This is a genomic window from Nocardia sp. NPDC046473 (assembly GCF_040645995.1).
Lineage (GTDB): Bacteria > Actinomycetota > Actinomycetes > Mycobacteriales > Mycobacteriaceae > Nocardia.
Genome location: NZ_JBEYZJ010000008.1, coordinates 605,639 through 630,383, shown reverse-complemented (window position 1 = coordinate 630,383; position 24,745 = coordinate 605,639). Strand labels below are relative to the sequence as shown.

The 24,745-nt window shown below is 67.5% G+C and carries 21 protein-coding genes; 8 read left to right on the top strand and 13 right to left on the bottom strand.

Annotated features, from left to right (window positions below; translation table 11 throughout):
- The first annotated feature begins 24 nt into the window (after window positions 1-24).
- Window positions 25-690 (top strand): enoyl-CoA hydratase-related protein, encoded by a 666-nt coding sequence (locus ABZ942_RS30375; RefSeq protein ID WP_357387909.1) that lies wholly within the window; start codon window positions 25-27, stop codon window positions 688-690.
- A gap of 1 nt (window position 691) precedes the next feature.
- Here the strand turns inward: ABZ942_RS30375 and ABZ942_RS30370 are convergent, their stop codons facing one another.
- Window positions 692-1,798 carry an AI-2E family transporter gene (locus ABZ942_RS30370; protein ID WP_357387965.1) on the bottom strand — a complete coding sequence of 369 codons (1,107 nt, stop codon included), beginning with the start codon at window positions 1,796-1,798 and terminating at the stop codon, window positions 692-694.
- Between the two features lie 377 nt (window positions 1,799-2,175).
- Here ABZ942_RS30370 and ABZ942_RS30365 point away from each other — a divergent pair, with 377 nt between their 5' ends.
- Window positions 2,176-2,961, top strand: coding sequence for a crotonase/enoyl-CoA hydratase family protein (locus ABZ942_RS30365; RefSeq protein ID WP_357387907.1), 786 nt, complete (start codon window positions 2,176-2,178; stop codon window positions 2,959-2,961).
- 210 nt (window positions 2,962-3,171) lie between these two features.
- On the opposite strand, the gene ABZ942_RS30360 is transcribed toward ABZ942_RS30365, so the two are convergent.
- From ABZ942_RS30360 to ABZ942_RS30350, 3 genes are read right to left on the bottom strand one after another with little or no spacing between them, the layout of a single operon-like run.
- Window positions 3,172-3,876 carry a dienelactone hydrolase family protein gene (locus ABZ942_RS30360; RefSeq protein WP_357387905.1) on the bottom strand — a complete coding sequence of 235 codons (705 nt, stop codon included), beginning with the start codon at window positions 3,874-3,876 and terminating at the stop codon, window positions 3,172-3,174.
- Between the two features lie 48 nt (window positions 3,877-3,924).
- On the bottom strand, window positions 3,925-4,548 hold the full coding sequence (locus ABZ942_RS30355) for a helix-turn-helix domain-containing protein (RefSeq protein WP_357387903.1): 624 nt from the start codon (window positions 4,546-4,548) through the stop codon (window positions 3,925-3,927).
- 10 nt (window positions 4,549-4,558) lie between these two features.
- A complete protein-coding gene (locus tag ABZ942_RS30350; protein WP_357387901.1) occupies window positions 4,559-7,543 on the bottom strand; it encodes a heavy metal translocating P-type ATPase in 2,985 nt (994 codons plus the stop codon).
- A gap of 280 nt (window positions 7,544-7,823) precedes the next feature.
- Between ABZ942_RS30350 and fadD11 the strand changes: the two genes are divergently transcribed.
- Entirely contained in the window at window positions 7,824-9,644 is a 1,821-nt protein-coding gene (fadD11, locus tag ABZ942_RS30345; RefSeq protein ID WP_357387899.1) for a fatty acid--CoA ligase FadD11, read from the top strand.
- Between the two features lie 295 nt (window positions 9,645-9,939).
- Here fadD11 and mshC read toward each other — a convergent pair whose 3' ends face one another.
- Complete coding sequence (gene mshC / locus ABZ942_RS30340; protein ID WP_357387896.1) at window positions 9,940-11,178, bottom strand: cysteine--1-D-myo-inosityl 2-amino-2-deoxy-alpha-D-glucopyranoside ligase; 1,239 nt, start codon at window positions 11,176-11,178, stop codon at window positions 9,940-9,942.
- A gap of 586 nt (window positions 11,179-11,764) precedes the next feature.
- Here mshC and ABZ942_RS30335 point away from each other — a divergent pair.
- On the top strand, window positions 11,765-12,145 hold the full coding sequence (locus tag ABZ942_RS30335; protein WP_357387894.1) for a DoxX family protein: 381 nt from the start codon (window positions 11,765-11,767) through the stop codon (window positions 12,143-12,145).
- Between the two features lie 223 nt (window positions 12,146-12,368).
- Here ABZ942_RS30335 and ABZ942_RS30330 read toward each other — a convergent pair whose 3' ends face one another.
- The 4 genes from ABZ942_RS30330 to ABZ942_RS30315 all read right to left on the bottom strand — a co-directional run bounded on the left by ABZ942_RS30330 (window position 12,369) and on the right by ABZ942_RS30315 (window position 15,586).
- The gene (locus ABZ942_RS30330) at window positions 12,369-13,172 is read right to left on the bottom strand and encodes an SCO1664 family protein (protein ID WP_357387892.1); all 804 of its coding nucleotides are present in this window, start codon (window positions 13,170-13,172) and stop codon (window positions 12,369-12,371) included.
- Window positions 13,173-13,175: 3 nt separating this feature from the next.
- Window positions 13,176-13,760: a DUF3090 domain-containing protein gene (locus tag ABZ942_RS30325; RefSeq protein ID WP_040735411.1), complete on the bottom strand. Its 585-nt coding sequence runs from the start codon at window positions 13,758-13,760 to the stop codon at window positions 13,176-13,178.
- A 79-nt stretch (window positions 13,761-13,839) separates the two neighbouring features.
- On the bottom strand, window positions 13,840-14,592 hold the full coding sequence (locus ABZ942_RS30320; RefSeq protein ID WP_357387890.1) for a histidine phosphatase family protein: 753 nt from the start codon (window positions 14,590-14,592) through the stop codon (window positions 13,840-13,842).
- Window positions 14,593-14,659: 67 nt separating this feature from the next.
- Window positions 14,660-15,586, bottom strand: coding sequence for an undecaprenyl-diphosphate phosphatase (locus ABZ942_RS30315; RefSeq protein WP_357387963.1), 927 nt, complete (start codon window positions 15,584-15,586; stop codon window positions 14,660-14,662).
- A 269-nt stretch (window positions 15,587-15,855) separates the two neighbouring features.
- Here ABZ942_RS30315 and ABZ942_RS30310 point away from each other — a divergent pair, with 269 nt between their 5' ends.
- From ABZ942_RS30310 to ABZ942_RS30295, 4 genes are all read left to right on the top strand, one after another.
- A complete protein-coding gene (locus tag ABZ942_RS30310; RefSeq protein WP_357387888.1) occupies window positions 15,856-16,827 on the top strand; it encodes an aldo/keto reductase in 972 nt (323 codons plus the stop codon).
- Window positions 16,828-16,983: 156 nt separating this feature from the next.
- Window positions 16,984-18,051, top strand: a complete 1,068-nt coding sequence (locus tag ABZ942_RS30305) for an ABC transporter substrate-binding protein (RefSeq protein WP_357387887.1) — start codon at window positions 16,984-16,986, stop codon at window positions 18,049-18,051.
- Between the two features lie 103 nt (window positions 18,052-18,154).
- The gene (locus ABZ942_RS30300; protein ID WP_357387961.1) at window positions 18,155-19,171 is read left to right on the top strand and encodes an iron ABC transporter permease; all 1,017 of its coding nucleotides are present in this window, start codon (window positions 18,155-18,157) and stop codon (window positions 19,169-19,171) included.
- 190 nt (window positions 19,172-19,361) lie between these two features.
- The gene (locus tag ABZ942_RS30295; protein WP_357387885.1) at window positions 19,362-20,210 is read left to right on the top strand and encodes a heme ABC transporter ATP-binding protein; all 849 of its coding nucleotides are present in this window, start codon (window positions 19,362-19,364) and stop codon (window positions 20,208-20,210) included.
- Window positions 20,211-21,175: 965 nt separating this feature from the next.
- Here the strand turns inward: ABZ942_RS30295 and ABZ942_RS30290 are convergent.
- Genes ABZ942_RS30290 through ABZ942_RS30275 form a run of 4 tightly spaced genes read right to left on the bottom strand, consistent with a single transcriptional unit; the run spans window position 21,176 to window position 24,702 of the window.
- Window positions 21,176-21,640 carry a YrdB family protein gene (locus tag ABZ942_RS30290; protein WP_357387883.1) on the bottom strand — a complete coding sequence of 155 codons (465 nt, stop codon included), beginning with the start codon at window positions 21,638-21,640 and terminating at the stop codon, window positions 21,176-21,178.
- A gap of 12 nt (window positions 21,641-21,652) precedes the next feature.
- Window positions 21,653-23,788 carry an MMPL family transporter gene (locus ABZ942_RS30285; RefSeq protein WP_357387881.1) on the bottom strand — a complete coding sequence of 712 codons (2,136 nt, stop codon included), beginning with the start codon at window positions 23,786-23,788 and terminating at the stop codon, window positions 21,653-21,655.
- A gap of 17 nt (window positions 23,789-23,805) precedes the next feature.
- The gene (locus tag ABZ942_RS30280; RefSeq protein WP_357387879.1) at window positions 23,806-24,345 is read right to left on the bottom strand and encodes a hypothetical protein; all 540 of its coding nucleotides are present in this window, start codon (window positions 24,343-24,345) and stop codon (window positions 23,806-23,808) included.
- Window positions 24,346-24,702, bottom strand: a complete 357-nt coding sequence (locus tag ABZ942_RS30275) for a hypothetical protein (protein ID WP_357387878.1) — start codon at window positions 24,700-24,702, stop codon at window positions 24,346-24,348.
- Window positions 24,703-24,745 lie beyond the last annotated feature (43 nt).

Genomic DNA, 24,745 nt, shown 5'->3' with positions numbered 1-24,745 from the left:
ACACCTCCCGACGCAAGGAATCTCATGCCGACTCTCAGCTACCACGACAAGATCGCCGTCCTCGACCTCGGCAACGACGAAAATCGTTTCTCGCCGGCCTTTCTCGACGAGGTGAACGCCCACCTCGACACCGTGCTCGCCGACGGCGCGCAGGGCCTGGTCACCACCGCCGGCGGAAAGTTCTTCTCCAACGGGCTCGACCTCGACTGGCTCGGCGCCAACGGCGATCGCAGCCAGTGGTACGTCGGCGAGGTGCAGGCCATTTTCGCGCGGGTGCTCGCGCTGCCCGTCCCCACGGTCGCCGCGCTGCCCGGTCACGCCTTCGGCGCGGGCGCCATGCTCGCCATCGCCCACGACTACCGTGTGATGCGCGCCGATCGCGGCTACTTCTGCTTCCCCGAGGTCGACATCCGCATCCCGTTCACCGAGGGCATGGCCGCGCTCATCCAGGCCAAGCTCTCCCCGAAGACCGCCGTCGCCTCGATGACCACCGGCCGTCGCTTCGGCGGAACCGACGCGCTCGCCGTCGATATCGTCGATGCCACCGCCGCGGAGGGGGCGATCACCGACGCCGCGCTCGCCATCCTCGCCCCACTCGGCGGCAAGGATGCCGGCACCCTCGGCGCCATCAAGAACACCATGTTCGCCGGTGCCATCGCCGCGCTCGAGGCTGCCCGGCAAACCGACTGACCTACTCCGGTGCGGGCTGAACCTCGTCGTCCGACGGCACGGGCGCGGCGGTGACCACATCGATCTGCTCGCCGATGTAGCGGACCACCACCGCGACCACCGCCACCACCGGGACGGCGAGGAACGCACCGACAATCCCGTACAGCGAGCCGCCCGCGGTGACGGCGAGCAACACCAGCACCGCGTGCAGTTTCATACTGCGGCTCTGCAGAACCGGTTGCAGCACATTGCCTTCCAGCTGCTGCACCGCGACGATGATGGCGAGCACGATCAACGCGGTGGTGAACCCATTGCCGACCAGCGCGACGAGCACCGCGAGCGCCCCGGCCACGAACGCGCCGACCATCGGGACGAAACCACCGATGAACGTGATCACCGCGAGCACCAGCGCCAATGGCACTCCGAGGATCACCAGCCCCGCACCGATGAACACCGCGTCGATCAAACTCACCAGCGCCTGGGTCCGGATGAAACCGCCGAGGGTGCCCCAGATCCGGTTCAGCACCTCCTCGACATGGCGGCCGCTGCGGCTGCCGAGCACGGCATGCAGCCACGGCAGCAGTCGCGGACCGTCCTTGACGAAGAAAAAGCTCAGCACAAGCACCAGGAATAACGTGATGAGCACCGACGTCGCCGTGGACACTCCACTGAACACACCACCGGCGATCTGCGCGGCGCTCGACTGCAACCGGGACACGATCGCGTCTACGGCGGAGTTGAGTTGCTCGTCGCGGATCCGCAGGGGTGGTCCCTGCATCCAATCGCGCACCTGATTGACACCAGCGGTGGATTTATCGGCGAGGTCGGGCGCCTGGTCCACCACCGACGGCACGATCAACGCGATGACTCCGGCCAGCGCGCCGATGAACACAACCATCGTGATCGTCGCGGCCAGCGCCGGACGCAAGCCGTGATCGGTGAGCCACCGCGTCGGCGGCCACAGCACGGTCGCGACGACGATCGCGAGCGCGACCGGCAAGATCACCACCCACAGCTTCGCGAGCAGAAACATCAGCACCCACGCGCCCGCGGCGATCGCGACGATGCACAGCGCCCATTTGGCAAGCCAGATGATTCCGGAGCCGATCACATCGCCGCGATCCGGCACCGCGTGACTCCCGCTGCGCTGGTCCGTCTTGTCGTCAGGCTTGCCGGAGTTGTGCTGAATGTCTTCTTTGGGCCCACTCACCGGCCAAGTCTTGCACGGAGCCGAGCGGGTAATTGTCTGCCGCGCGGCGCGATCAGTCGCAGCAGCACTGACCGCCGGCGATATCGCCGTCGGCAGGAGCGCCTGCCTAGGCCCTCGCAGCGCCCGGAAGGTCAAGGGCCGCTCCGCCATCGTGGCCTAGCATCGGCGACGGAATCCGCGGCGCGGGCCTGGATCGGCCGCGGCACCGCGTAGGCACCGCCCGCTGATCGGGATCTGACACGGTGCCCGCGCAGCCTCCCGGTAGGTTCGATGGAAATTCTGAAGGAGGGCTCACCTTGACCGCCGCCGCAGCCACGCTGGAACGCAAGGGGCACATCGCCGTCATCACGCTGAACCGCCCCGAGGCGATGAATGCGGTGAACGCCGCGCTGTCGAGTGCGGTGGGTGCCGCGCTGGCCGAACTCGCCGCCGATCCGGAACTGCGGGTCGGCGTGATCACCGGGGCCGGGCGCGCGTTCTGTGCCGGAGCCGACCTCAAAGAGTTGGCGCGCGGCAACGCGATTCATGACCCCGCGCATCCGGAGTACGGATTCGCCGGACTGGTCCAGCATTTCGTCGACAAGCCACTCATCGCGGCGGTCAACGGGTTCGCGCTGGGCGGTGGCACCGAGATCGTACTGGCCAGTGACCTCGCGGTGATGAGCGAGGACGCCTCGCTCGGCCTGCCCGAGGTGACGCGCGGATTGGTCGCTGCGGCAGGCGGTTTGCTGCGCCTGCCGCGTGCGGTGCCGCCGAAGATCGCGCTCGAGATGGCGCTGACCGGCACTCCGATCGATGCCGCGAGCGCGGCACACTGGGGACTCGTCAACCGGGTGGTGCCCGCCGATCAAGTGTTGACCGCCGCACTCGAACTGGCCGAGAAGATCGCAGGCAACGCGCCGTTGGCGGTGCGCGCCTCCAAGCGAATCATGCACCGCGTCAACGACTTCGGCTCCGACTGGGACACCCCGATCTGGCAGATGAGCCTCGAGGAAGCCGGACCGGTGTTCATCAGCAAGGACGCCCTCGAAGGTCCGCGCGCGTTCGCCGAGAAACGCGCCCCGAAATGGAGCGGCGAGTAAGCGATTACCCGCCGTGCTCGTGGTCGGGCGGCCCGTTCAAGAGCATGGGGGAAGTGATGCTGGCATCCGCCCGAGAGGCCAACAGCACCAGTTCCCCCATGATCTCGAACGTGATCGCTGCACGCGAAATCGGCATCCGTTTCGCAGCCGGGGCGGGTGCCCCGTTGATTCTGGAGAGAGGCGGCCGGCGAGCTCGACAGGTCCGCTGGCTCAGGGCTTTTCGGCGCCGGTGAGGTGGGTGTCGAAGAAGCTGAAGATGCGCTGCCAGGCGTCGCGGGACGCGTCCTCGTTGTAGCCGAGGCCGGTGACGCGCAGCAGCGGGTCGACCGGGGTGACATTGGCGAAGGCGTGGGTGACCTTCGGGTAGACCTTGATGTCGTGGTCAACGCCGAGTTCGGTCAGCGCTGCGTCCAGTTTGCGTGGTGCGCCGATCAGGATCGGGTCGCGTTGGGCATAGCTGGCGACCACCGGGCAGGCGCCGTCGAGCATGGCGCGGTAGTCGCCGTACAGCGACGGGTAGAACGGTGCGGACGCGTCGAAACCTTTCGGCGCGACCAGCAGCGCGAACCCGCCGCCCATACAGAATCCGACCACGGCGGTGCGGCCGGTGCAGTCGGGTTCGGCGACCAGCCGATCCCGCGCCGCCATGACATCGCGCACCGGCGGGCCGTCGCCGGTGAACGCCAGCGCGCGAAAGATCGTCCGAATGCAGCGCACCCGGCCTCGCGAGAACAGATTCGGCGCGATCGTCAGATACCCGTAATCGGCCAGCATCCGCACGGTCCGCCGCAGATCCTCGCTGAACCCCACCCCATCGTGGATCACCACGACCCCCGGCCACGGCCCGTCCCCGGACGGCCGCGCCACAACCGCCTCGAGCCGTCCATCGGGTGCGGTGAGCTCAATCGTCTCCATGCCCACCGAATCTAGGTCAGTGTCTCAGACATGTACAGCACGAGCACATTACTGGGGTGCGAACGCGGCCAGCATGCTGCGGGCGAACCGTTGGTAGCGGTCGATGTTGAACTGCTCAGGGTCGGTGAGGATCTGGTGCCCGGCCCGCTCGCCCGCGGCGATCAGGGACATAGCCAGCAGTTCCAGGTCCAGGTCGGCGAGGCCGGGACGGCGATCGCGGCCCCATTCGAGCAGGGCGCGCAGCTGATCGAGGGCGAATTGACTCGCGGCCTCGGATCGTTCGCGGACCTGTCTCGGCGCGTCGACAGCGGGCAGCAGCAGTAGCCGCCACGAATCCGGGTTCGCGAGGACCGCGGTGAGCAGGTTCGACATCGCCGCGACGAGGATGTCGTCGAACTCGGCGTCGTCGGCGAAGGTGGGCATCGCCTCGGCCAACGTCGCCAGTGCTCGCTGCCCTTCCCGGTCGAAGAGCGCGAGCAGCAGCGGTTCCACGCCCGGATAGGCGGCATAAACGCGAGGCTTGGCCAGCTCCGCCTCGCGCGAGACCGCCTCCATGGTGATCGCCGCGTAGCCATGCTGGGTAACCAGCCGCAATGCGGCGTCGAGCACCTGCGCACGACGCACCGCCAGCTGCATTCGCGGCTGGCGGGGGCGTTTCGCAGGCTGGCTCACTGTCTTCACCTTAGTCGCGGGTCCTGTTCCGGCCCGGAAGGCGGAGGCGTTTGAGCGACAACGCGTTCAACGCGACGATGATGCTGGAACCCGACATCGACATGGCGGCGATCTCTGGGCGCAGGGTGAAACCGAAGACCGGCACGAAAACGCCTGCCGCGATCGGCAGCGCGATGGTGTTGTAGCCGACGGCCCAGGCCAGGTTCTGATGCATCTTGCGCAGCGTGCCGCGGCCGATGCGCAGCGCGGTGGGGACGTCGAGCGGGTCCGAGCGCATCAACACCAGGTCTGCGGTTTCGATGGCGACATCGGTGCCCGCGCCGATCGCGATACCCAGATCCGCGCCCGCCAGCGCCGGAGCATCGTTCACACCGTCGCCGACCATGGCGACCTTGCGGCCATCACGTTGCAGCTCAGCGATTTTCGCGGCCTTGTCGCCGGGCAGGACCTCCGCGATGACGGTATCGATACCGAGGTCGGCGGCAATGCGTTCGGCGGTAGCGTGATTGTCGCCGGTCAACATCACCACTTCGATACCGAGGTCATGCAACTCGGCGACCGCGGCGGCGGAGGTGTCGCGCGGCGCGTCGGCGAGTGCGATCACCGCGACAGCAGTGCCATCGATCGCGGCGAGCACGGCGGTGTGACCAGAATCGGCCAGGCGATCACGTTGCGCGGCAAGCGAACCGAGGTCGACGCGCTCCCGTTCGAACAAGCGCCGGTTGCCGACGAGGACACGATGGCCATCGACCTCGGCGATTGCACCATGACCGGGGACATTCTCGAACTTGCCGGCAGACAAGGGCGTTCCGGTTCCGGCGCTCGGGCCGTGCCCGGAGTCGTCGCCAGGCAAATTCGTGCCGCCGTCATCGACGGCAGGCCTACCGGGAAGATGAGCGAGGTCGTGCGCGAATTCGCCGACCTTGGTAGCCGCCGCGTCACCGGGGATGGGCTCGACCTGCGTTGCGGGGCTGCGGGTTTCGGTGTGCCGGACGATCGCGGCGGCCAGGGGGTGTTCGGATTCGCGTTCGACGGCGGCGACCAGGCGGAGCACCCCGTCGGCCGAATATCCTTCGGCGGTCACCACATCGGTGACTTCTGGTTCGCCCTTGGTCAGGGTACCGGTCTTGTCCAGCACTACCGTTTGGATGCGGGCCGCGGATTCGAGGGCGAGCGCATTCTTGAACAGCACACCGCGTTTCGCGCCGAGGCCGGTGCCGACCATGATCGCTGTCGGGGTGGCGAGGCCGAGGGCGTCGGGGCAGGTGATCACCACGACGGTGATCGCGAACAACATCGCCTTGGCGAACGAGGCGCCGACGAGCAGCCACACCGTGAACGTCAGAGCGCCGCCGATCAGCGCGACCAGCACCAACCAGAAGGCCGCGCGGTCGGCCAGCTGCTGGCCCGGCGCCTTCGAATTCTGTGCCTGCTGAACCAATTCCACGATCTGCGCCAGCGCGGTATCCGCGCCGACCTTGGTCGCACGCACTCGCAGCGTTCCGTTGGTGTTCAACGACGCACCGATGACCGTCGAGCCCGGTTCCTTGTGCACCGGCATGCTCTCGCCGGTCACCATCGACTCGTCGACCTCGCTGTCGCCCTCCTCGACAACACCGTCAACGGCGATCTTCGCACCCGGCCGCACCAGCAACAGGTCACCGACCACCACCTCCGCGGTAGGCACCTCGACCGGCACGCCGTCCCGGATCACCTCCGCCTTCGGCGGCGCCAGATCCAGCAGCGCGCGGATCGCATCGTTGGCGCCGCCGCGAGCCCGCATCTCGAACCAATGACCAAGCAGCACAAAGGTTGCCAGCATCGTCGAGGCCTCGTAGAACACCTCGCCGCCGCCGGTCAGCGTGATCGCCAGCGAATACAGCCAGCCCGCCCCGATCCCCACCGCGACCAACACCATCATGTCCAACGTGCGCGCCCGCAACGCCGCGACCGCGCCGGTGAAGAAGATCGCCGACGAATAGAAGATCACCGGCAAACTCAGCACCAGCGCCCAAATGTCCTGCCGCATCCCGAACGGCACCGGCAAATGCACCCCGAACATGTCGGTAGCCATCGGCGACCACAACATCACCAACACCGCAAAAACGGCCGCCACCACAAACCGATTCCGCATATCAGCAGCCATGTCCGCCATAGACATCCCGGCATGCCCGGCGTGCCCGCCATGTTCGGCATGGCCGCCATGTTCGGCATCGCCGTGGCCACCACTCCCGGCATGCCCACGGTGTCCGCCACCATCGGCGTTCCCGCCATGCCCGGCCATCCCGCCATGCCCGGCCATCCCAGCTTGCCCGGCCATCCCGCCTTGCCCGGCCATCCCGGCTTGCTCGGCCACCCCAGATTGCCCGGCTTGCTCGGCCATCCCGCCATGCCCGGCCACCCCAGATTGCCCGGCCACCCCGGCCATCCCGGCTTGCTCGGCGGGGAAATCGTGGACGGTGTGCCCGGTGTGATCGGCGATCTCCGTGTCTGCCCCCTGACCACCGCTGCCGCCCGGCCCGGCGGTTCCGACGTGTTCAGCGTCCGGGGCGCCGTCGGCTACGTGTGCGTGGTGTCCGGCATGCGGATCGTGCGCGGCGGGCGCTGTTCGCCCGCCACCCGCGGCGTCACCGCGGTGCTCGTACGCGCCGGGCACGTCGCCGTCGTGCGCGGCATTGCCGACACTGTCCCACCCCGCGTGACCGTCGGTGTGCGGCTCGACCAGTGGATCGCAGATGTGGTTGGGGACCGAGCGGCCTGCGCAGTGGTAGCCGCAGTCGCGGACCCAGCCGGCCAGTTCGGCGACCGAGGTGAGCGTGGGGTCGTAGGCGACCGTGGCGGTTTGGGCGGTGGGGTTGGCGGCGACATCGAGCACGCCGGGCCTGCGGCGGAGTACGGCGGTGACGACGTTGGCTTGGCTGGCCCAGCGGACGCCGCGCACGTCGAGGACGGCGGTGCGGCGTGGCGGGTTGCGGTGCTGCTGGTCGTGGTTCACGTACCTCACTCCTCGTTCGGAAAGCTCGGCTCGATCGATCGAGTCGAGCGCGCCGTCGGCCAGCTCGACCATATACCCCTACCGGGTAGGTGTCTAACGCAAATCGTTCCGACGCGCCGGCTCGCCCGTCACCGCGTCCGAACAGGCTGCGGCGAAGCCCCAGCGGATCGCTCGTCCGCGGCGACGCTACCGCGCGGAAATCGACAGAAACGTCCCCGTCTCGCTTCCCTGCCTTTACCGTCTGAGATAGATAGACAGCTGTTCTGAACGGGGTTGCGTGATGTCCGAACCGAATACCTCCTGCGCCGCGTTTCAGCGGGTCGCGGCCATTGATCCCGACGCGGTTGCGGTCCGGTCGATCGGCGGCGAGCAGAGTTTGACCTGGCGGGCCTACGCCACGCAGGTACGGGAGATCGCGGCGGGGTTGAGTGCGCTCGGTGTCGGACGTGGCGACACTGTCGCATTGATGATGGCCAATCGGGTCGAGTTCTATCCGCTCGAGGTCGGTGCGCAACATGCCGGGGCCACCTCGTTTTCCGTGTACAACACACTCGTCCCCGAGCAGTTGAACTATGTGTTCGGCAACGCGGGCAATCGCGTGGTGATCTGCGAGGCACAGTATGTGGACCGCATCCGATCCTGCGGCGTGCCGATCGAGACCATCGTCTCCCTGGACGGCGCACCGGACGGAACGCTCAGCGTCGATGAGCTGAAATCATTGGGACGCAGCGACTTCGACTTCGAGGCAAGTTGGCGCGCGGTACAACCGGACGACGTGGTGACGCTGTGCTACACCTCCGGAACCACCGGCAACCCGAAGGGCGTGGAGCTCACCCACGCCAACCTCCTGTTCGACGCACACGCCTTCGCCTCGGTACTCCCCGTCGAATTCGGCGACCGGCAGACCTCATACCTGCCGACCGCGCACATGGCCGACCGATTCACCGCGCTGTATCTGCAGGAGGTCTTCGGCACGCAACTCACGGTCGTGCCCGATCGCAATCAACTGCTCGCCGCGCTGCTCGACGCCAAGCCCACGATCTGGGGCGCGGTCCCCCGCGTGTGGGAAAAGTTCAAGGCCGCACTCGAATTCGCGGCCGCCAACGAACCCGACGACACCACCCGCGCGGCCCTGCAGTGGGGACTCGACGTCGCCGCACGCAAGGCCGCCGCAGAACTGTCCGGCGAGCCGATGGACGACGCCCTCGCCGCCGAATGGGCGAAGGCCGACGCCGCCGTCCTGTCCAAGTTGCGCGCGAAACTCGGCCTCGACCAGGTGAAGTGGGCGATGTCGGGCGCCGCGCCGATCCCGCCGGAAACGCTCGGCTTCTTCTTCGGCCTCGGCATCCCCATCTCCGAGGTCTGGGGCATGTCCGAGGTGACCTGCATCGCCACCGTCAGCCCACCTCGGGAAGCCAGGCTCGGCACGGTCGGCAAGCTGCTGCCCGGCCTCGAAGCCACCATCGCCGACGACGGCGAATTCCTGATCCGCGGCCCGTCGATCATGCGCGCCTACCGCGCCGAACCGGCCAAGACCGCCGAGGCCCTCGACGCCGACGGCTGGCTGCACACCGGCGACATCCTCACCCAGGACGCCGACGGCTACCTGCGCGTCGTCGATCGCAAGAAGGAACTCATCATCAACTCCGCCGGAAAGAACATGTCCCCGGCCAACATCGAGAACGCCATCAAAGCCGCCACCCCGCTGATCGGCTCCATCGCCACCATCGGCGACCGCCGCCCCTTCAACACGGCACTCATCGTCATCGACGCCGAAACCGCCGGACCCTATGCGGCCCAACACGGCCTACCCGACGCCTCCGCCGCCGCCCTCGCCGAAGACCCCAGCGTCATCGCCGAGATCGCTCGCGGCGTCGCGGCAGGCAACACCAAACTGTCCCGCGTCGAACAGATCAAACGCTTCACCGTCCTGCCCACCTTCTGGGAACCCGGCGGCGACGAAATCACCCTCACGATGAAACTCCGCCGCAACCCCATCGCCGCCAAATACGCCCCCGACATCGACCGCCTCTACTCCCCCGCCCCACCCCCCGAAGTCCACCAACCCACCGTCCCCGCCGAAACCACCACCGTCACTTGACCGGCGGGCCACGCAGCAGCCGGTCCCCGGCCGACCTGCCGGGCCGTCTGCCGAACGGGACATCATGGCGGGCTTACTCGCGATCTGGCGCGGGACGCTGTGCGAGAAACCGGCCAGAGTCGGCGAATGTTGTACGAGGGCACAGAGTTCCGAAGAACCGCTGCCGAGCGGCAACAGTCTGCGGCGCGCCCAACCGACCGGATTTGCCACCAGGTCAGGCCGAGATATCTGTCCGTCGCTTCGCATAACCCGCAACGTTCTGCGGGCTGCGCGAATCGACAGTCGGACGGGCGGACTACAGGCTGATGCCGAGGAGCGCGTCGATGGCGGCGGCGATTTCGGCGGGGGCTTCCGGGGCCGAGCCGCCGTATTCCAGGGCCTGGCGGGCCCAATTGTCCAGGGCGTCCAGGGCTTTCGGAGTGTCCAGGTCGTCGGACAGGTGCTGGCGGAGGCGGGCGATGGTGTCGGTGGCGGTGGGGCCGGACGACAGGGCGGTGGCGCGGCGCCACAGGTCGAGGCGGGACTTGGCCTGCTCGAGCACCGCGTCGGTCCACATGCGGTCTTGGCGGTAGTGGCCGGCCAGCAGGCCGAGGCGGATGGCGGCCGGGTCGACGCCGCTGCGACGCAGCGTGGAGACCAGCACCAGGTTGCCCCTGGACTTCGACATTTTCTCGCCGTCCAGGCCGATCAGGCCGGCGTGCACGTAGTGGCGGGCGAAGCGGCGGCCCGCGATGAGCGCCTCGGCGTGTGCGGCGGAGTACTCGTGGTGCGGGTAGATCAGGTCGCTGCCGCCACCCTGGATATCGAACTCGGGGCCGATGCGGTTGAGCGCGATCGCCGAACACTCGATGTGCCAGCCGGGACGTCCGGCCCCGAACGGGGCGGGCCAGGACGGCTCGCCCGGGCGTTCCGCACGCCAGAGCAGCGCGTCGATGGTGTCGCGCTTGCCGGGACGGTCGGGGTCGCCGCCGCGTTCGGCGAACAGGCGCTCCATGGTGGCGCGGTCGTAGCCGGACTCGTAGCCGAACTGCTCGGTGGCGTCGGCGCGGAAGTACACGTCGGGGAACTCGGCATCGTCGACGATGTACGCCGCACCCGACGCCAGCAGCTTCTGCACGAATTCGATGACCTCGTCGACGGATTCGATCGCGCCGACGTACTCGCGCGGCGGCACGATCCGCAGCGCCGTCATGTCCTCGCGGAACAGATTGATCTCGCGGGTGCCCAGGTCGCGCCAATCCAGGCCGTCGCGCTCGGCCCGCTCGAACAGCGGGTCGTCCACGTCGGTCACGTTTTGCACGTAGTGCACCTCGTGGCCTGCGTCGCGCAGCACCCGGTTGACCAGATCGAAGGTCAGGTAGGTGGCGGCGTGACCGAGATGGGTGGCGTCATAGGGGGTGATCCCGCAGACGTACATGGTGGCGGTGGCACCGGGTGTCACCGGCCGCACCTGACGGTCGGCGGTGTCGTACAACCGCAACGGTGGCCCTGCTCCGGGGATGGTGGGTAGGGCGGTATCGGACCAGGACTGCATGATTCGAGGGTAAAGGTGTGGTCGAGATCATCGCCCCCCGCCCCGGTCCAGCACCCGCCGTACGCCCCTGACCAGCCGCTCCCGACCTGCGTTTTTCAGCAAATCATGGGATGTCAACATTTTCGCTCTCGCAGAATCAGCTGTCGGCGGATCCGCGTCCGCGGACATCCGGCCCCTTCGCTCCGGCACCGCGCGCCACCCGGCCAACCGCTGACGGTAGCGGCCGGACCGCCCGAGGGCAACGAAGAATCTCGGCCCGATCAAGGGGGCCAACGCCCGCGATCGGCACGGTGCGCAACCCCGCACTCGATGCCGACTCGGCCGCGAACGACCTGGCCCAATGCCAGTGAACCAGTACCGCAACAACATTCATTGGTCGCCGACGTGCATTGTGGGCCACCGTGACCAGCGGGCCGCGAGATCGGCTGTGCGCAGCGGACGTTCCCGCTCAGCGAGCAGTGCAGGGTGCCAGCGCAACAGTGCGGCTCTGCCTATGGCGTACATCACGGAGGTGGGGTGTCACACGGGTCGGACGGTGGGCGTCTTATGCGGACAAGTCGCCGACTACTTCTCGAGGAGAGAGCTCATGAACATCACACTGTGGATTGCTGCCGGACTGCTGGCTGTCGTCGCCTTGGCCGGCGGAATCAGCAAGACGTTCGTACCGAAGGAGAAACTCGCCGCGGTGCCTGGCGGGCAATGGACCGAGCCGATCAGTGGTGGATTCATCAAGGCTCTCGGGCTGCTCGAGCTTCTCGCCGCGGTTGGCCTGATTTTGCCTGCTGTGCTCGATATCGTGCCGGTTCTGGTGCCGGTGACGGCTGCCTGCTGGGTCGTGTTGATGGTGGGCGCGATGATCACCCATATCCGGGATGGTGGATACAAGTTCGTGGTGCTGAATGTCGCGTATCTTGCGTTGGCTGTGTTCATTGCCTGGGGTCGCTTCGGCCCGCAGTCCTTCAGCTGATCTCGCTGGCGGGCCGACGGTGTCGGTACGGCAATGGAATTCGCGAGGGTGGATGACCGTCACGGCGCACGTCCGGATAGTCGACATCACACGGGCGCAGCTGAATCGAGGGTTGCGCCCTCTAGTCGACTCGAGCTATTGGAACTCGGCAGCGAATTGTGCCGAGCAACCCGACACAGCACGCAGCTTCGCATTCACTGCCGAAAACCGGCTCGACGAGAATTCAGAACGCAGGCCACGGAATCGGCCGGGCCGTGCGCGGCGTCGGCATCACCGGATCATCGATCAATTCCTGCGTGCGGTCGACCAATGCCTCGATTTCGGCCTCGGTGATGTGCTCGGCGAGCTGATCGGCAACTCCACCCGGCAGTTCCTTCGCGAACGCCGTGATATCGGCAACGAGTGCCTCACTGAGCGGTTGTCCGGCCCACCCCCACAGCACCGTGCGCAATTTATGCTCACTGTGCAAACAGATGCCGTGGTCCACCCCGTACACCTGCCCGTCGGTCCCCTCCAACGCATGCCCACCCTTGCGGTCAGCGTTGTTCAGCAAAACATCCAGCACCGCCATCCGCTGCAATCGCGGATCGTCGGCGTGAATGAGCGACACTTCGTTCCCCGCCGGATCCTGCGCCCGCAGCACCTCATGGAAACCATTGGGCACCGCACCGGCCGGACACAGATCGACCAGGTCGAGCCGATCCCCCTGCTCGGTGTGGTTGTCGACCCCATCGACCCATCGCTGCACCATGCCGACCCCGTACGGCCCGTCGCGCAGGATCGTCTCCGGAATCACGCCCCAACCCACCGCGGCCGAAATCTGATACGACGCCACCTCGCGCCCCGCGAGCGTGCCGTCGGGAAAGTCCCACAGCGGCTGCTCGCCACGCACCGGTTTGTACACCACCCGCAGCGGCGGTTCCGCCTCATCGAGAATGTCGCAAACCAGGGTCACGTTACTGGCAGTACTGATCCGCCCGATCACCGTCAGCTCGCCGCTGTGGAACCGGTCCCCGGCCCGCGTCACCGATCACTCCTCTAGTTCGGCCGCGCCGAAGATATCGCCGCGCTTGTACCCGTTGGTGCGCACGCACATGTGCCCCCGCGACGACAGCGGCTCCCCGCACAGCGGGCACGGCGGCCGACCCGCCGCGATCACCCTGGTCGACCGCAGCGCGAACTCCCGCGCCTGAATCGGGGTGAGGAACACCCGAACCGCGTCCGGCCCCTCCTCGGTGTCGTCGAGCACCACCGACTCGTCCACCTCGGTCTCGGTGATCGCCAGCAACTCGACCACCACCGCGTTCGCATCGGCGTCCCAGCCGAGCCCCATGGTGCCGACCCGGAACTCCGCGTCGACCGGCGTCACCAGCGGCGCCGTGTCGCCGATGTCCTCGGCCTGCGGCGGCACCTCGGCGCCGAACCGGCGAGCTACCTCGTCCAACAGCAAACCCATCCGGTCTGCGAGCACCTTCACCTGCTGCTTTTCCAGCAGCACACTGACAACCCGCGGTTCCTCGATGGCCTGCAGATAGAACGAACGATCGCCCGGCTCACCGACGGTCCCGGCGACGAAACGATCGGGGGTGCGAAATACATGGATTGCGCGTGACACATGCACCTCCTGATACGTGACCCTGATCGACTACCCACGGCGCTGGGTTACAACGCCCACTATCCGTGTACAAGGAATCTCAGCGCTCCGCATTCCCATTATCCCCACTCCCGGCACTACCTAGCTCGCCGCCGGGAACGGGCCCGGACGTATCGGGCGCGGCCTCTTGTTTATCGGCGCCGGAATCGGGAACGGGGCGTTGCTGATTCGACAACGCGGACAGGTCGGTGCCGGTGTCGTTGAGCCGCCACACATAGGGTGCGGTCGGCGTGTAGCGGACGACGCTGATCGACGCGGGCTCCACGACGATCCGCTGGAATCCGTCCAAATGGATGCCCAACGCGTCGGCCAGCACGGATTTGATGACGTCACCGTGGGTGCAGGCCACCCACAGCACGTCGTGCCCGTGCTGTTCGGCTAGCGCCCGATCGTGCTCGCGCAGCGCGGCGACCGCGCGGGCCTGCACCTGCGCGAGCCCCTCGCCGCCCGGAAACACCGCGCCGGAAGCGTGCCGCTGCACCACTTTCCACAACGGTTCCTGCAGCAGTTCGCCGATCGGTCGCCCGGTCCATTCGCCGTAATCGACCTCGATCAGCCGGTCGTCGAAGACCGGTTCCAGCCCTAATTTCTCCGCCAGCGGCGCCACCGTTCGCTGACAGCGCAATAGCGGAGAGTGCACGATGCGTTCGATCGGCAGCCCGGCGAGGCGTTCAGCGACGGCCTTGGCTTGGTCGTTGCCGTGCTCGGTCAGCTCGACGCCGGTACTGCGACCGGCCAGCGTGTGGGCGGTGTTCGAGGTCGAGACTCCGTGTCGGAGCAGAATCACCGTCATACAGTCAGCCTAAGCCCGCCCGCGGCCCGACCGCCGCCCCCCAGGGGATCGCTACGCGGTGCTGTATTCATGTGGCCGACACGACACCGGTCGCGAGCAGTCCCATAACGGTCAACCCGAGCACGATGCGGTAACCGACGAACCAATCCAGCGAGTGCTTCGCGACGAACTTCAGCAGCCACGCCACCGACGCGTATCCGACGACAAACGCCAGCAACGTCGCCACGATCAGCTGTGCACCGCTGGCATTGAGTCCCTCACCGGCCGGCTTGAACGCATCCGGAATGCTGAACAACCCCGACGCGGTCACCGCGGGAATCGCGAGCAGGAACGAAAACCGCACGGACGCTTCACGAGTCAGCCCGAGGAACAGACCCGCCGACGAGGTGGCCCCCGAGCGCGACACACCGGGAATCAGCGCGAGGCACTGCGCGAAACCCATGACCAACCCGTCCCGGGTGGTCAGCTGCTCGAGTGGGCGCAGCTTGCGTCCGTAGTACTCGGCCGCCGCGATGACCAGCGCGAACGCGATCAACATGAACGAGATCAGCCACAGATTGCGGGCCGCGGTGCGGATCACGTCCTTGAGCAGGTAGCCGAGCACGCCGATCGGGATGGTGGCAATGATCACATACCAGCCGACCCGGTAGTCCAGCTCGCGCTGGCGCTCCGTGTCGAAGTAGCGGTCGGCCTGGCCCATCGTCACCACGGGCAGCCGCGTCGTCACCTGATCGGTGATCGGCACCGAGTCCCGCTGCGTCAGCTTGCGGGCCACGGTACTGAACCAGGCCTGCAGGATCCGCCAGATGTCCTTGGCGAAATACACCAGGACGGCGGCCTCGGTGCCGAGCTGGGTCACCGCGGTGAACGAGGCGCCCGCGTCGTCGCCGAAGAACACCCCCGACACGATCCGCAGATGCGCCGACGAGGAGATCGGCAGGAACTCCGTGAGGCCCTGCACCAGGCCGAGGACGAGCGCCTGTATCCAGGTCATCGATTCGCCCGTCACACGGTCTCCTGGTGTCTCATGCCGCCTCCATGTGTACTTGCCCGAAAGAACTGTTCCGACTGGGCAATTGGTCAACAGATGGGTCGCACGCGAGTGAGGTCCGGCGCAATCCCGCAGCGACAGTACAGTGTCGCGGCCAGGGCGGCATGCTCGCACCGCTATCGGGAACGACGCGCGAGCCACTGTGCGGGTAGGCGCCCGGACGACCGCGCACGCTCTAGGCTTGGCGCCGTGACGATTGCGCGGACACGGTGATGGAGCAACGGACGGTTGGCCGCAGCGGCCTACGGGTGTCCCGGATAGGGCTTGCGACCCATACCTGGGGTTCGCATACGGATGCCGATGAGGCGGCCGTGCAGTTGGTGGCGTTCATCGAGGCGGGCGGCACGCTCGTCGACACCTCCCCCGCGTACGTCGGTGGTGGCGCGCAACGCATCCTGGCCGAGCTGCTCGGCGATCTCGTCTCGCGAGATGATCTGGTGCTCAGCGGCTGTGCGGGTCTCGCGCCGCGGGTGACGCCCGCGCCCGCCGGACCGGCTGTGCCGGACGCGACGGCCAAGACCGCCGTCGATACCTCGCGTCGCGCGCTGCTGCGTCAGCTCGATCGGACGTTGCTCGAATTCGGCACCGATCACCTCGACATCTGGAATGTCGCGGTGTGGGATCCGCGGACCCCACTCGATGAGGTCGCGGCCACCCTCGAACAGGTGGTGCAGGCCGGGAAGGTGCGGTACGCGGGCGTGCGCGGATTCGGCGCGTGGCAGGTGGCGAGTCTCGCCGCGGTCACCCCGATCAGCGTCGCGCAGACGCCGTACTCGCTGCTGGCCCGCGAGGCGGAAACCGACTTCGTGCCCGCCGCGCTGCATCACGGCGTCGGCGTGATCGCGTCCGCGCCGCTGGCCGGTGGGATTCTCACCGGTAAGTATCGGGACGGGGTTCCCGCGGACTCGCGTGGCGCGGACGAGGCCACCGCGGCCGATATCCGCAGCAGTCTCGACGAACGCGCGACCAGGGTGGTCGACGCGCTGGTCACCGCTGCCGACGGGTTAGGCACTTCACCGTTAGCCGTCGCGCTGGCCTGGATTCGGGACCGGCCCGGCATCGCGAGCATGATCGTCGGCGCCCGCGATATCGGACAACTCACCGGCGTGTTGGCCGCGGAAACCCTTGAACTGCCGCGCGCCATCGCGGCCGCACTCGACGATGTCAGTGCTCGTACCGAATGAGCGATGCCGCCGGTCGCAGCTCCGTATCCGCCCTGCCGGCGGCACATTTCCGAACACTTACGGAATCTCGCACTCCAGTGTCTTCCCGGCGACCATCGGTTCGATCGGCACCGACCCGATGCCGGTCGCCTCGCGGCACGTCTTAGGCTTGCCTATATGAGGCATGCGACGTCCGGCGACCCGTCCGTCCGAACCCAGCGGATCGCCGGTGTCCGGTCGGGATGGTCGCGCTGTGTGCTTGCGGTACTCGCGCTGACCATGGTCGCCGCCTCGGCCGCGTGCGGCACCGACACCGCCACGACCGACTCCGGACAGCGCGGACCGGCCACCGCGACGCTGACCGACCTCGACCCGGTGCCGATCGGACCGGAACCGACGCCGACGCTGCCGGTCACCGTGCGCTCGTTCGACGGCGCGGACGTGACCATCACCGATGCCAGCCGAATCATCGCGGTCGACCGCTACGGCACCCTCTCGCAGATCGTGTACGCGCTCGGCTTGGGCTCAAAGCTGATCGGCCGCAGCTCAGTCGCCATCCCCGCCATCCGCGATGTGCCCAACGTGGCGGGCGGCAACGGCGCGTTGAACCTGGAAGCCCTACTGGCACTGCGGCCTTCGGTATTCCTGACTGACGATGTGACGGTCACGCCGCAGTTGCGTGAGCAGTTGCGTGCGGCAGGCGTGAACGTCGTCTTCGCCGACCCGAAGCGCACCATGGACGGTGTCATCCCCCAAATCGAGTCCGTGGCAAACGCTTTGGGCGTGCCTGAACAAGGCAAGGCGCTCGGACAACGCACCCGCGCCGAGATCGACGCCGCCATCGCCGCTGTGCCCCAACAGGATCCGCGGTTGAAGATGGCATTCCTGTATCTGCGCAGCACCGCCATCACCATGCTGGCCGGTCCCGGCTCCGGTGCGGATTCGCTGATCGCCGCGCTCGGCGGGCAAGACGCCGGCGCCGCGCTGTCCGAACCGTTCATCACGATCACCAGCGAGGCGATGATCAGTGCCGCACCCGATCTGCTGCTGGTGATGTCGGACGGGTTGAAATCCGTTGGCGGAGTCGACGGGTTGGAAAAGGTGCCCGGCATCGCGCAGACGCCCGCCGGGCGGAACAAGCGGGTCGTCGACATGTCGGATCAGGTGATCCTGAGCTACGGACCCAACACCGGCCGGGTGATCACCGCCCTGAGCGCGGCCGTGTACGGCGCCAAGCCCGCATGATCGGGCGGCTCGCATGACCGAATCCGCCGTGGCCAAGTCGGAACCAGCTGTCGAACCGCCCGCGCCACCCGCACCGAAATCGCGCGGACGTTCGCGCACGACCATGGTTTTCGCGGTCGCGATCATCGGATTGATCGCGCTCGCACTGGCCTCCGCCGCGATCGGACAGGTGCCGACCACGCCCGCCGAGGTGGCGGGCAGTGTGCTGCACCGGATCGGACTGGACTGGGGGCCGATGCCCGCGCATCCCGCCGGTGAGGTGACGCTGTGGCAGGTGCGGTTCCCGCGGGTGCTGCTGGCCATGCTGGTCGGCGCGGCGCTCGCGACAGCGGGCGGGTTGTTGCAGGGGGTGTTCGCGAATCCGCTTGCCGAGCCCGGTGTTATCGGCGTTTCGGCCGGTGCCGCGGTCGGTGCGGGCACCGTGATCGTGGTCGGTGGCGCGTTCGTCGCCGCCTGGTCGGTGGCCGCGGCCGCGTTCGCCGCAGGGCTGGCCACCACGCTGCTGGTGTATCTGCTTGCCCGCTCCAACGGGCGGACCGAGGTGGTCACCCTGGTGCTCACCGGTGTCGCGATCAACGCGTTCGCGGGCGGATTGCTCGCCTTCCTGTTATTTGTCGCCAACCCTGCCGCACGCGATCAGATCGTGTTCTGGCAGTTGGGTTCACTCAACGGCGCGACCTGGGATTCGGTCACCGTCGTCGCCATCCTCACCGCCATCGGCGTCACCGCCGCCATCCTCATCGCGCCACGACTGGACCTGCTCGCCCTCGGTGAAGCCGCTGCCCGTCACCTCGGTGTCGACGTGGAACGCTTGCGCCGCAACGTCATTCTCGTCGTCGCCATCCTCGCCACCGCCGGCGTCGCATTCACCGGCATCGTCATGTTCGTCGGCCTGATCGTCCCGCACCTGGTCCGGATGCTCGTCGGCCCCGCCCACCGCGTCCTGATCCCATTGAGCGCCATCCTCGGCGCCGCCGTCTTACTCGCCGCCGACGTCGCCGCCCGCTCCCTGGTGCACAACGCCGACCTCCCCCTCGGCATGCTCACCTCCTTGATCGGCGGCCCGTTCTTCTTCTGGCTCCTGCGCCGCACCCGAGCCCGCGCCGGAGGTTGGGCATGACGCGCCTCCACAACCAAAGATCCTGGCGTTCTTCGAGCTTCGCGCCAGCCCACTGGTGCACCGGATCCGCTGCGGCACACGACGACTCCGTGAGCACGGCCCGACCTGCGCGCCCGCCGGGTGTCGACCACGCTTGGGGTTCACCGAGTTTCGGTGTGCCAGTTGACTTCCTGAGCTGTGGGGGTAGCGCGTGAGTGGGGTTCGGCAGGTGTTTGCGCGGACGCATGAGTTGCCTGTTGCGCCGGAGAAGGGGGCGGTTACCCTGCGGGCGCGGGGGGTGAGTGTGGATCGGCGGGGCGCTACGACTGCGCAGCGGCGGGTGCTCGACGGGGTGGACTTCGATGTTGTCGCGGGTGAGGTTGTCGCGCTGGTCGGTCCCAACGGGGCGGGCAAGTCCACCTTGCTTGCCGCGCTGGCCGGGGAGTTGACGCCGAGCGAAGGGGTGGTCGAGCTCGAGGGGCAGGCGTTGACGCATTGGTCACCGCTGGATATGGCGCGCCGTCGGGCCGTGCTCCCGCAAACCCATACCGTCGGTTTCCCGTTCACGGCCCGCGAGGTCGTGGCGATGGGTCGTGCGCCGTGGTTGCGGACCGAGCGGCGCGAACTCGATGACGAGCGCATCGCCGCCGCGATGACCGCCGCCGACGTGCAACACCTTGGCGCCCGGTCCTTTCCGACCCTCTCCGGCGGAGAGCGCGCCCGCGTCGCCCTGGCCCGCGTGCTCGCCCAGGACACCGGCACCCTGCTCCTCGACGAACCCACCGCCGCCCTCGACCTCGGCCACCAGGAAGCCGTCCTCCGCCTGGCCACCACCCGCGCCCAAGCGGGCGCCGCGGTGGTCGTCGTCCTGCACGATCTCGGCATCGCCGCCGCCTACGCCGACCGCGTCGCCGTCCTCGAATCCGGCCGCATCGCCGCCGACGGCCCACCCCGCGAGGTCCTCACCACCGACCTCCTCACCCGCGTCTACCAACACCCCGTCGAAGTCCTGAACCACCCCCTCACCGGCGCCCAACTAGTCCTCCCCGTCCGCCGCTGACCACCCGCCCACCCCCTCGCCCGCCGCATCCAAAATCGCCACCAATTCCACGCGCACCACACTGATTCACGCGCGGCGCGGCACGGCACACCTCCGTTTGCCCGACCACCGCCGATCTCGCCCAGGCCGCCTGCCGCGCACCTCCTCGCGCACTGCAACCAGAATCGCCACCAATTCCATACGCACCACACTGATTCATACGCAGCAGCCGACCGGCCGCAGCACAGACACGTCGACAGGGTGCCGCTGATCCGTGCCCGCCGCCGATCTCGCCCGGACCGCCTGCCACGCACCTCTTCGCACACTGCGACCAGAATCGCCACCAATTCCATGCGCACCACACTGATTCACGCGCGGCGCGGCACGGCACACCTCCGTTTACCCGACCACCGCCGATCTCGCCCGGACCACGTGCCGCGCACCTCTTCGCACACTGCGACCAGAATCGCCACCAATTCCATGCGCACCACACTGATTCACGCGCGGCGCGGCACGGCACACCTCCGTTTGCCCGACCACCGCCGATCTCGCCCAGGCCGCCTGCCGCGCACCTCCTCGCCCACCGCGTCCATAATTGCCACCAATTCCACGCGCACCACACTGATTCACGCGCGACGCGGCACGGCACACCTCCGTTTGCCCGACCGCCGCCGATCTCGCCCAGGCCACCTGCCGCGCACCTCTTCGCACACTGCGACCAGAATCGCCAGCAATTCCATGCGCACCACACTGATTCACGCGCGGCGCGGTGCGGCACACCTCCGGCACGTCGGCGAGGTGCCCGCTAGCGCCCCAGATTCTGCACGCACCGAAAGTCGGCTGGCCCGATAGCTGAACCTCCGCTCGGGCCATGACGGTGCCATTCGGCTTACCCGGCCGCCGCCGATCTCGCCCCGAGCACCGCCGCGCACCTCCTCGCCCGCTGCGTCCATAATTGCCAGTATTTCTATGCGCGCCAAGCTGGTTCACGCGCGGCCAGCGGTCTTGCGCGCGGCCGCTGACGGCGAGTGGCACTTGGTGGTGCGGGAGAGGTTGGCGCCGGTCAGAGGGGGTGGGGGGCGTCTGTCGGGTCGTTGGCCGGCAGCAGGCCACCTTGGAGAAGGACGCGTAGGAGGGGCGTTGATTGCCCAGAGGGCGAAGAAGATCAGGCCGATGAGTGGGGTGGTGGCGGTGGACCAGGCTAGGGCGCCGCCGCCGAACCAGATGAGTTCCAGGGCGACTCGCCATGAACCGCGGAGGGGGAAGCGTGGGGTCGAGCCTGCGCCGAACAAGGCCCACATGAGGGCGAAGAGGGCGGGGGCGCCGACTCCGACGATTACGCGCACGAGGATATCTGCGGGCAGGGTGAAGCCCCAGACCGCCGCTCCCGCAAGGACTCCCAGTTCCAGCAGGAATGTGCCGAACAGGTTGGCGCCCTCGAGTATCCGCATGGTGCGACTCCTTCAGCGCCAGATCAGCTTCAAGACCGCTGGGGTCAGCAGCATGCGGATGACGGTGGCGTCGAGAATGAGCGCGGCGATCATGCCGTAGGCGATGTACTTCATCAGAACCAGGTCGGAGAAACCGAACGCGCCGGTGACGACGATCAGAATGGCGGCGGCGGAGGTGATTACGCCGCCGGTGTGGGCGATGCCGTAGCGGATCGCCTCGCGCGGTTCGGCCCCGTTCGCCCGCGCCTCGGCCACCCGAGACAGCAGGAACACCTCATAGTCGGTGGACAGCCCGAACACCACGGTCACGATCAACGCGAGCACCGCGAACATCAGTGGGCCGGGTGTGAAGTGGAAGAACCCTGCACCATGCCCCTCGACGAACACCCAGGTGAGCACACCCAACGTCGACACCAAACTCAACGCGCTCATCGCAACAGCCTTGACCGCCAAAACAATCGACCGGAACGCCGCATACATCAGCGTCAACGCCGCCGCCGCGAGAATCGCCACCAGCAACGGCAGTCCGCGCAGCAGTCCATTGATACTGTCGCGTTCCAGCGCGGGCACTCCCGCCACCATCACGTCCACGCCCGGCGGGTCCGGAATCGCCCGCAACGCCGAGATCACCCGATCGGAATCCTGCTTGTCCGTCAGCCCGGCCTGTAACACATTGATGCCGTCCTTGGTCGGCACCGACGGCTCGAATCGTCCGGTGAGCCCAGGGATTCGACTCGCCTCGTAGCGAATATCACTGAGCTGCTGCGGATCCGCACCGCGTATAACAAGCTTCAACGGTTCGGTACGGAAACTCGGAAACAGCTCATCGAAGCGCTCCTGCGCCACCCTGGCCGGGTTCTCCGCACCGAGATATTTCTCACTGATCCCACCGAACTCGATGTGCCGGAACGGAATACTCAACGCGAGCAGAGCGAGCACGATCGGCACCGCCACCGCCCACGGCCGCCGCATCGACCACTGCGCGAGCCGCGAGAAGAATCCGGCATCGATCTGCGCCTCGGTCTTACTGCGCGAGAACCGCTTCCAGCCCAGCAGATCGATCCGCCGCCCGGCGATACTCAACGCCGCGGGCAGCGCGGTCACCGACAGCAACGCGGCAAGCAGCACCGAACTGATACCGCCATAGGGCACCGACCGCAGCACCCCGTTCGGAAAGATGAACAGCGCACCGAGACTGACCGCGATGATCGCCGCCGAGAACAACACAGTGCGCCCCGCGGTCGCGACCGTACGCGCGGTCGCCTCCTCCACACTGCGACCCGCCGCAAGCTCCTCCCGGAACCGGGTGACGGTGAACAACCCATAGTCGATCGCCAGCCCGAGACTCACCAAAGTCATGACGGTACTGGCGAATACGTTCACATCGATGAACCCGGTGAGCACCCGCATGATGCCCGCGGTCCCCATGATCGTCATCCCACCGATCAGTACCGGAAGCAGCGCACCGATCACCCCGCCGAACACGAAGTACAGCAGAATCGCCACCAACGGCATCGCGATGAGCTCCGCTCGGTGGATGTCGTTCTGCATCCCGGTATTGAGCCCGGCCAGCACCGGCTGCAGCCCGGCCAACTGCACGGTGGTGCCGCCGGGCCCGCCGCCGACACTCCCGGCACCGAGATGATCCTTGATCGCGGAGTAATTCTCGACAGTCGCGGTGCCCTCACCCCGCAAACCGACGCTGGCGAACGCGTGCGTCCGCGAGGCATCGGTGGCGTTCGCCGCGAACGGACTATCCCAGTAGCTATCGATCTTCAGGATGTTCTCCGGATAACGCGCAAGCAACCCGTTCAACGCACCCGTCACCGCGGACCGCACCGCCGGATCGTCGACGGTCGCCCCCTCCGGCGCGGTGTACAGCAGGATCAGGTCACTGTCGGTATCCCGCCCGAACGTCGCGTCGGCGATCTTCGACGCCGCCACCGACTCGCTGGACTCGTCGAACCACCCCTCCTGCGTCAGCCGCCCGGCCAGATCGCGCCCGTACACACCCGACGCCAACACCACCAACACGAACACGCCGAGCACCAGCACCCGATGCCGATAGACGAACCGCCCCCACCACAACAACCCCGAATGCAACTTCGAATCGCCCTGCGGTGCCCGCGACCCGCGAGCGCGCGTCATCCGCAAATCCGACACGGTCAGCCGCAGGCCGGCGTGCGGTAATCGGCGGAACGCAGGATCCCGCACAGGTCGGTCCGCGAGATCTTCCACTTACCGTCGAGCAGCACGAAATGCACGACAGTCGTGCGCACCGCGGTCCCGCTACCGTCCTTGTCCAGCCGCATCGTTGCGGTGAGCGTGCCGTCGTGATTGTCGAACACCGGATCGGTGACCCCGTAGACCGCGCGCGGATTGTCCTGCAGCGCCTTGTACATATCGGGAATCGCGGTCCGGAACGCGTCACCGTCCTCGATGAGGTCGGTGCGCTCGCTGTCCGGCAGCCCGGGATCCAGTGCCCGCTTGATCTGTGAGTCCAGCTGCGCGGCCGACGGCAGCGGCGGATGCGCGGCGATGGACGACGTGGTGATCGAGGCGGACAGCGACGCGTTGGCCGACGAACGAGCGGCGTCGACGGCCGCCTCGTCCGATCCGGTGCTGCACGCCGCGGCGGCGGCCACCAGGAGGAGGCCGGACGCGGTCAGCACGGTGCGGGCGAGAAATGTGGATGGCATCACCATCTACATACCATCAATTACGGAGCTGATGCGTCCCAGCAGTGCCCGCACGGTCGTGACTTCTCGGTCCGGCGCCGCGTCGACGGGCACCGCGTCCGGAATCATGTCGCGCACCAACGCGACGACGCTGCGTTCGTCATCGAGGTCGATGTCGGTGACCCTGGCCTCGGCGACCGCGACCACGTCCTCCGGACCGGGCACCTCGCTCGCCAGATCGGCCCGGTAGATCTCCAGCGTCAAGCTGGCTCGGACCGTGCGAAACGCATACGGCCTGCCATCACCGGTCGTCCCGAACCCATGCGCGAACGGGCCAACGGTTATGTCATCGATGGCAAATCCCGACGAATGGTCGGCTTTCAACCGGATCTCCCTGATTTGGACACTGTTTCAGCTCAACCGTAAC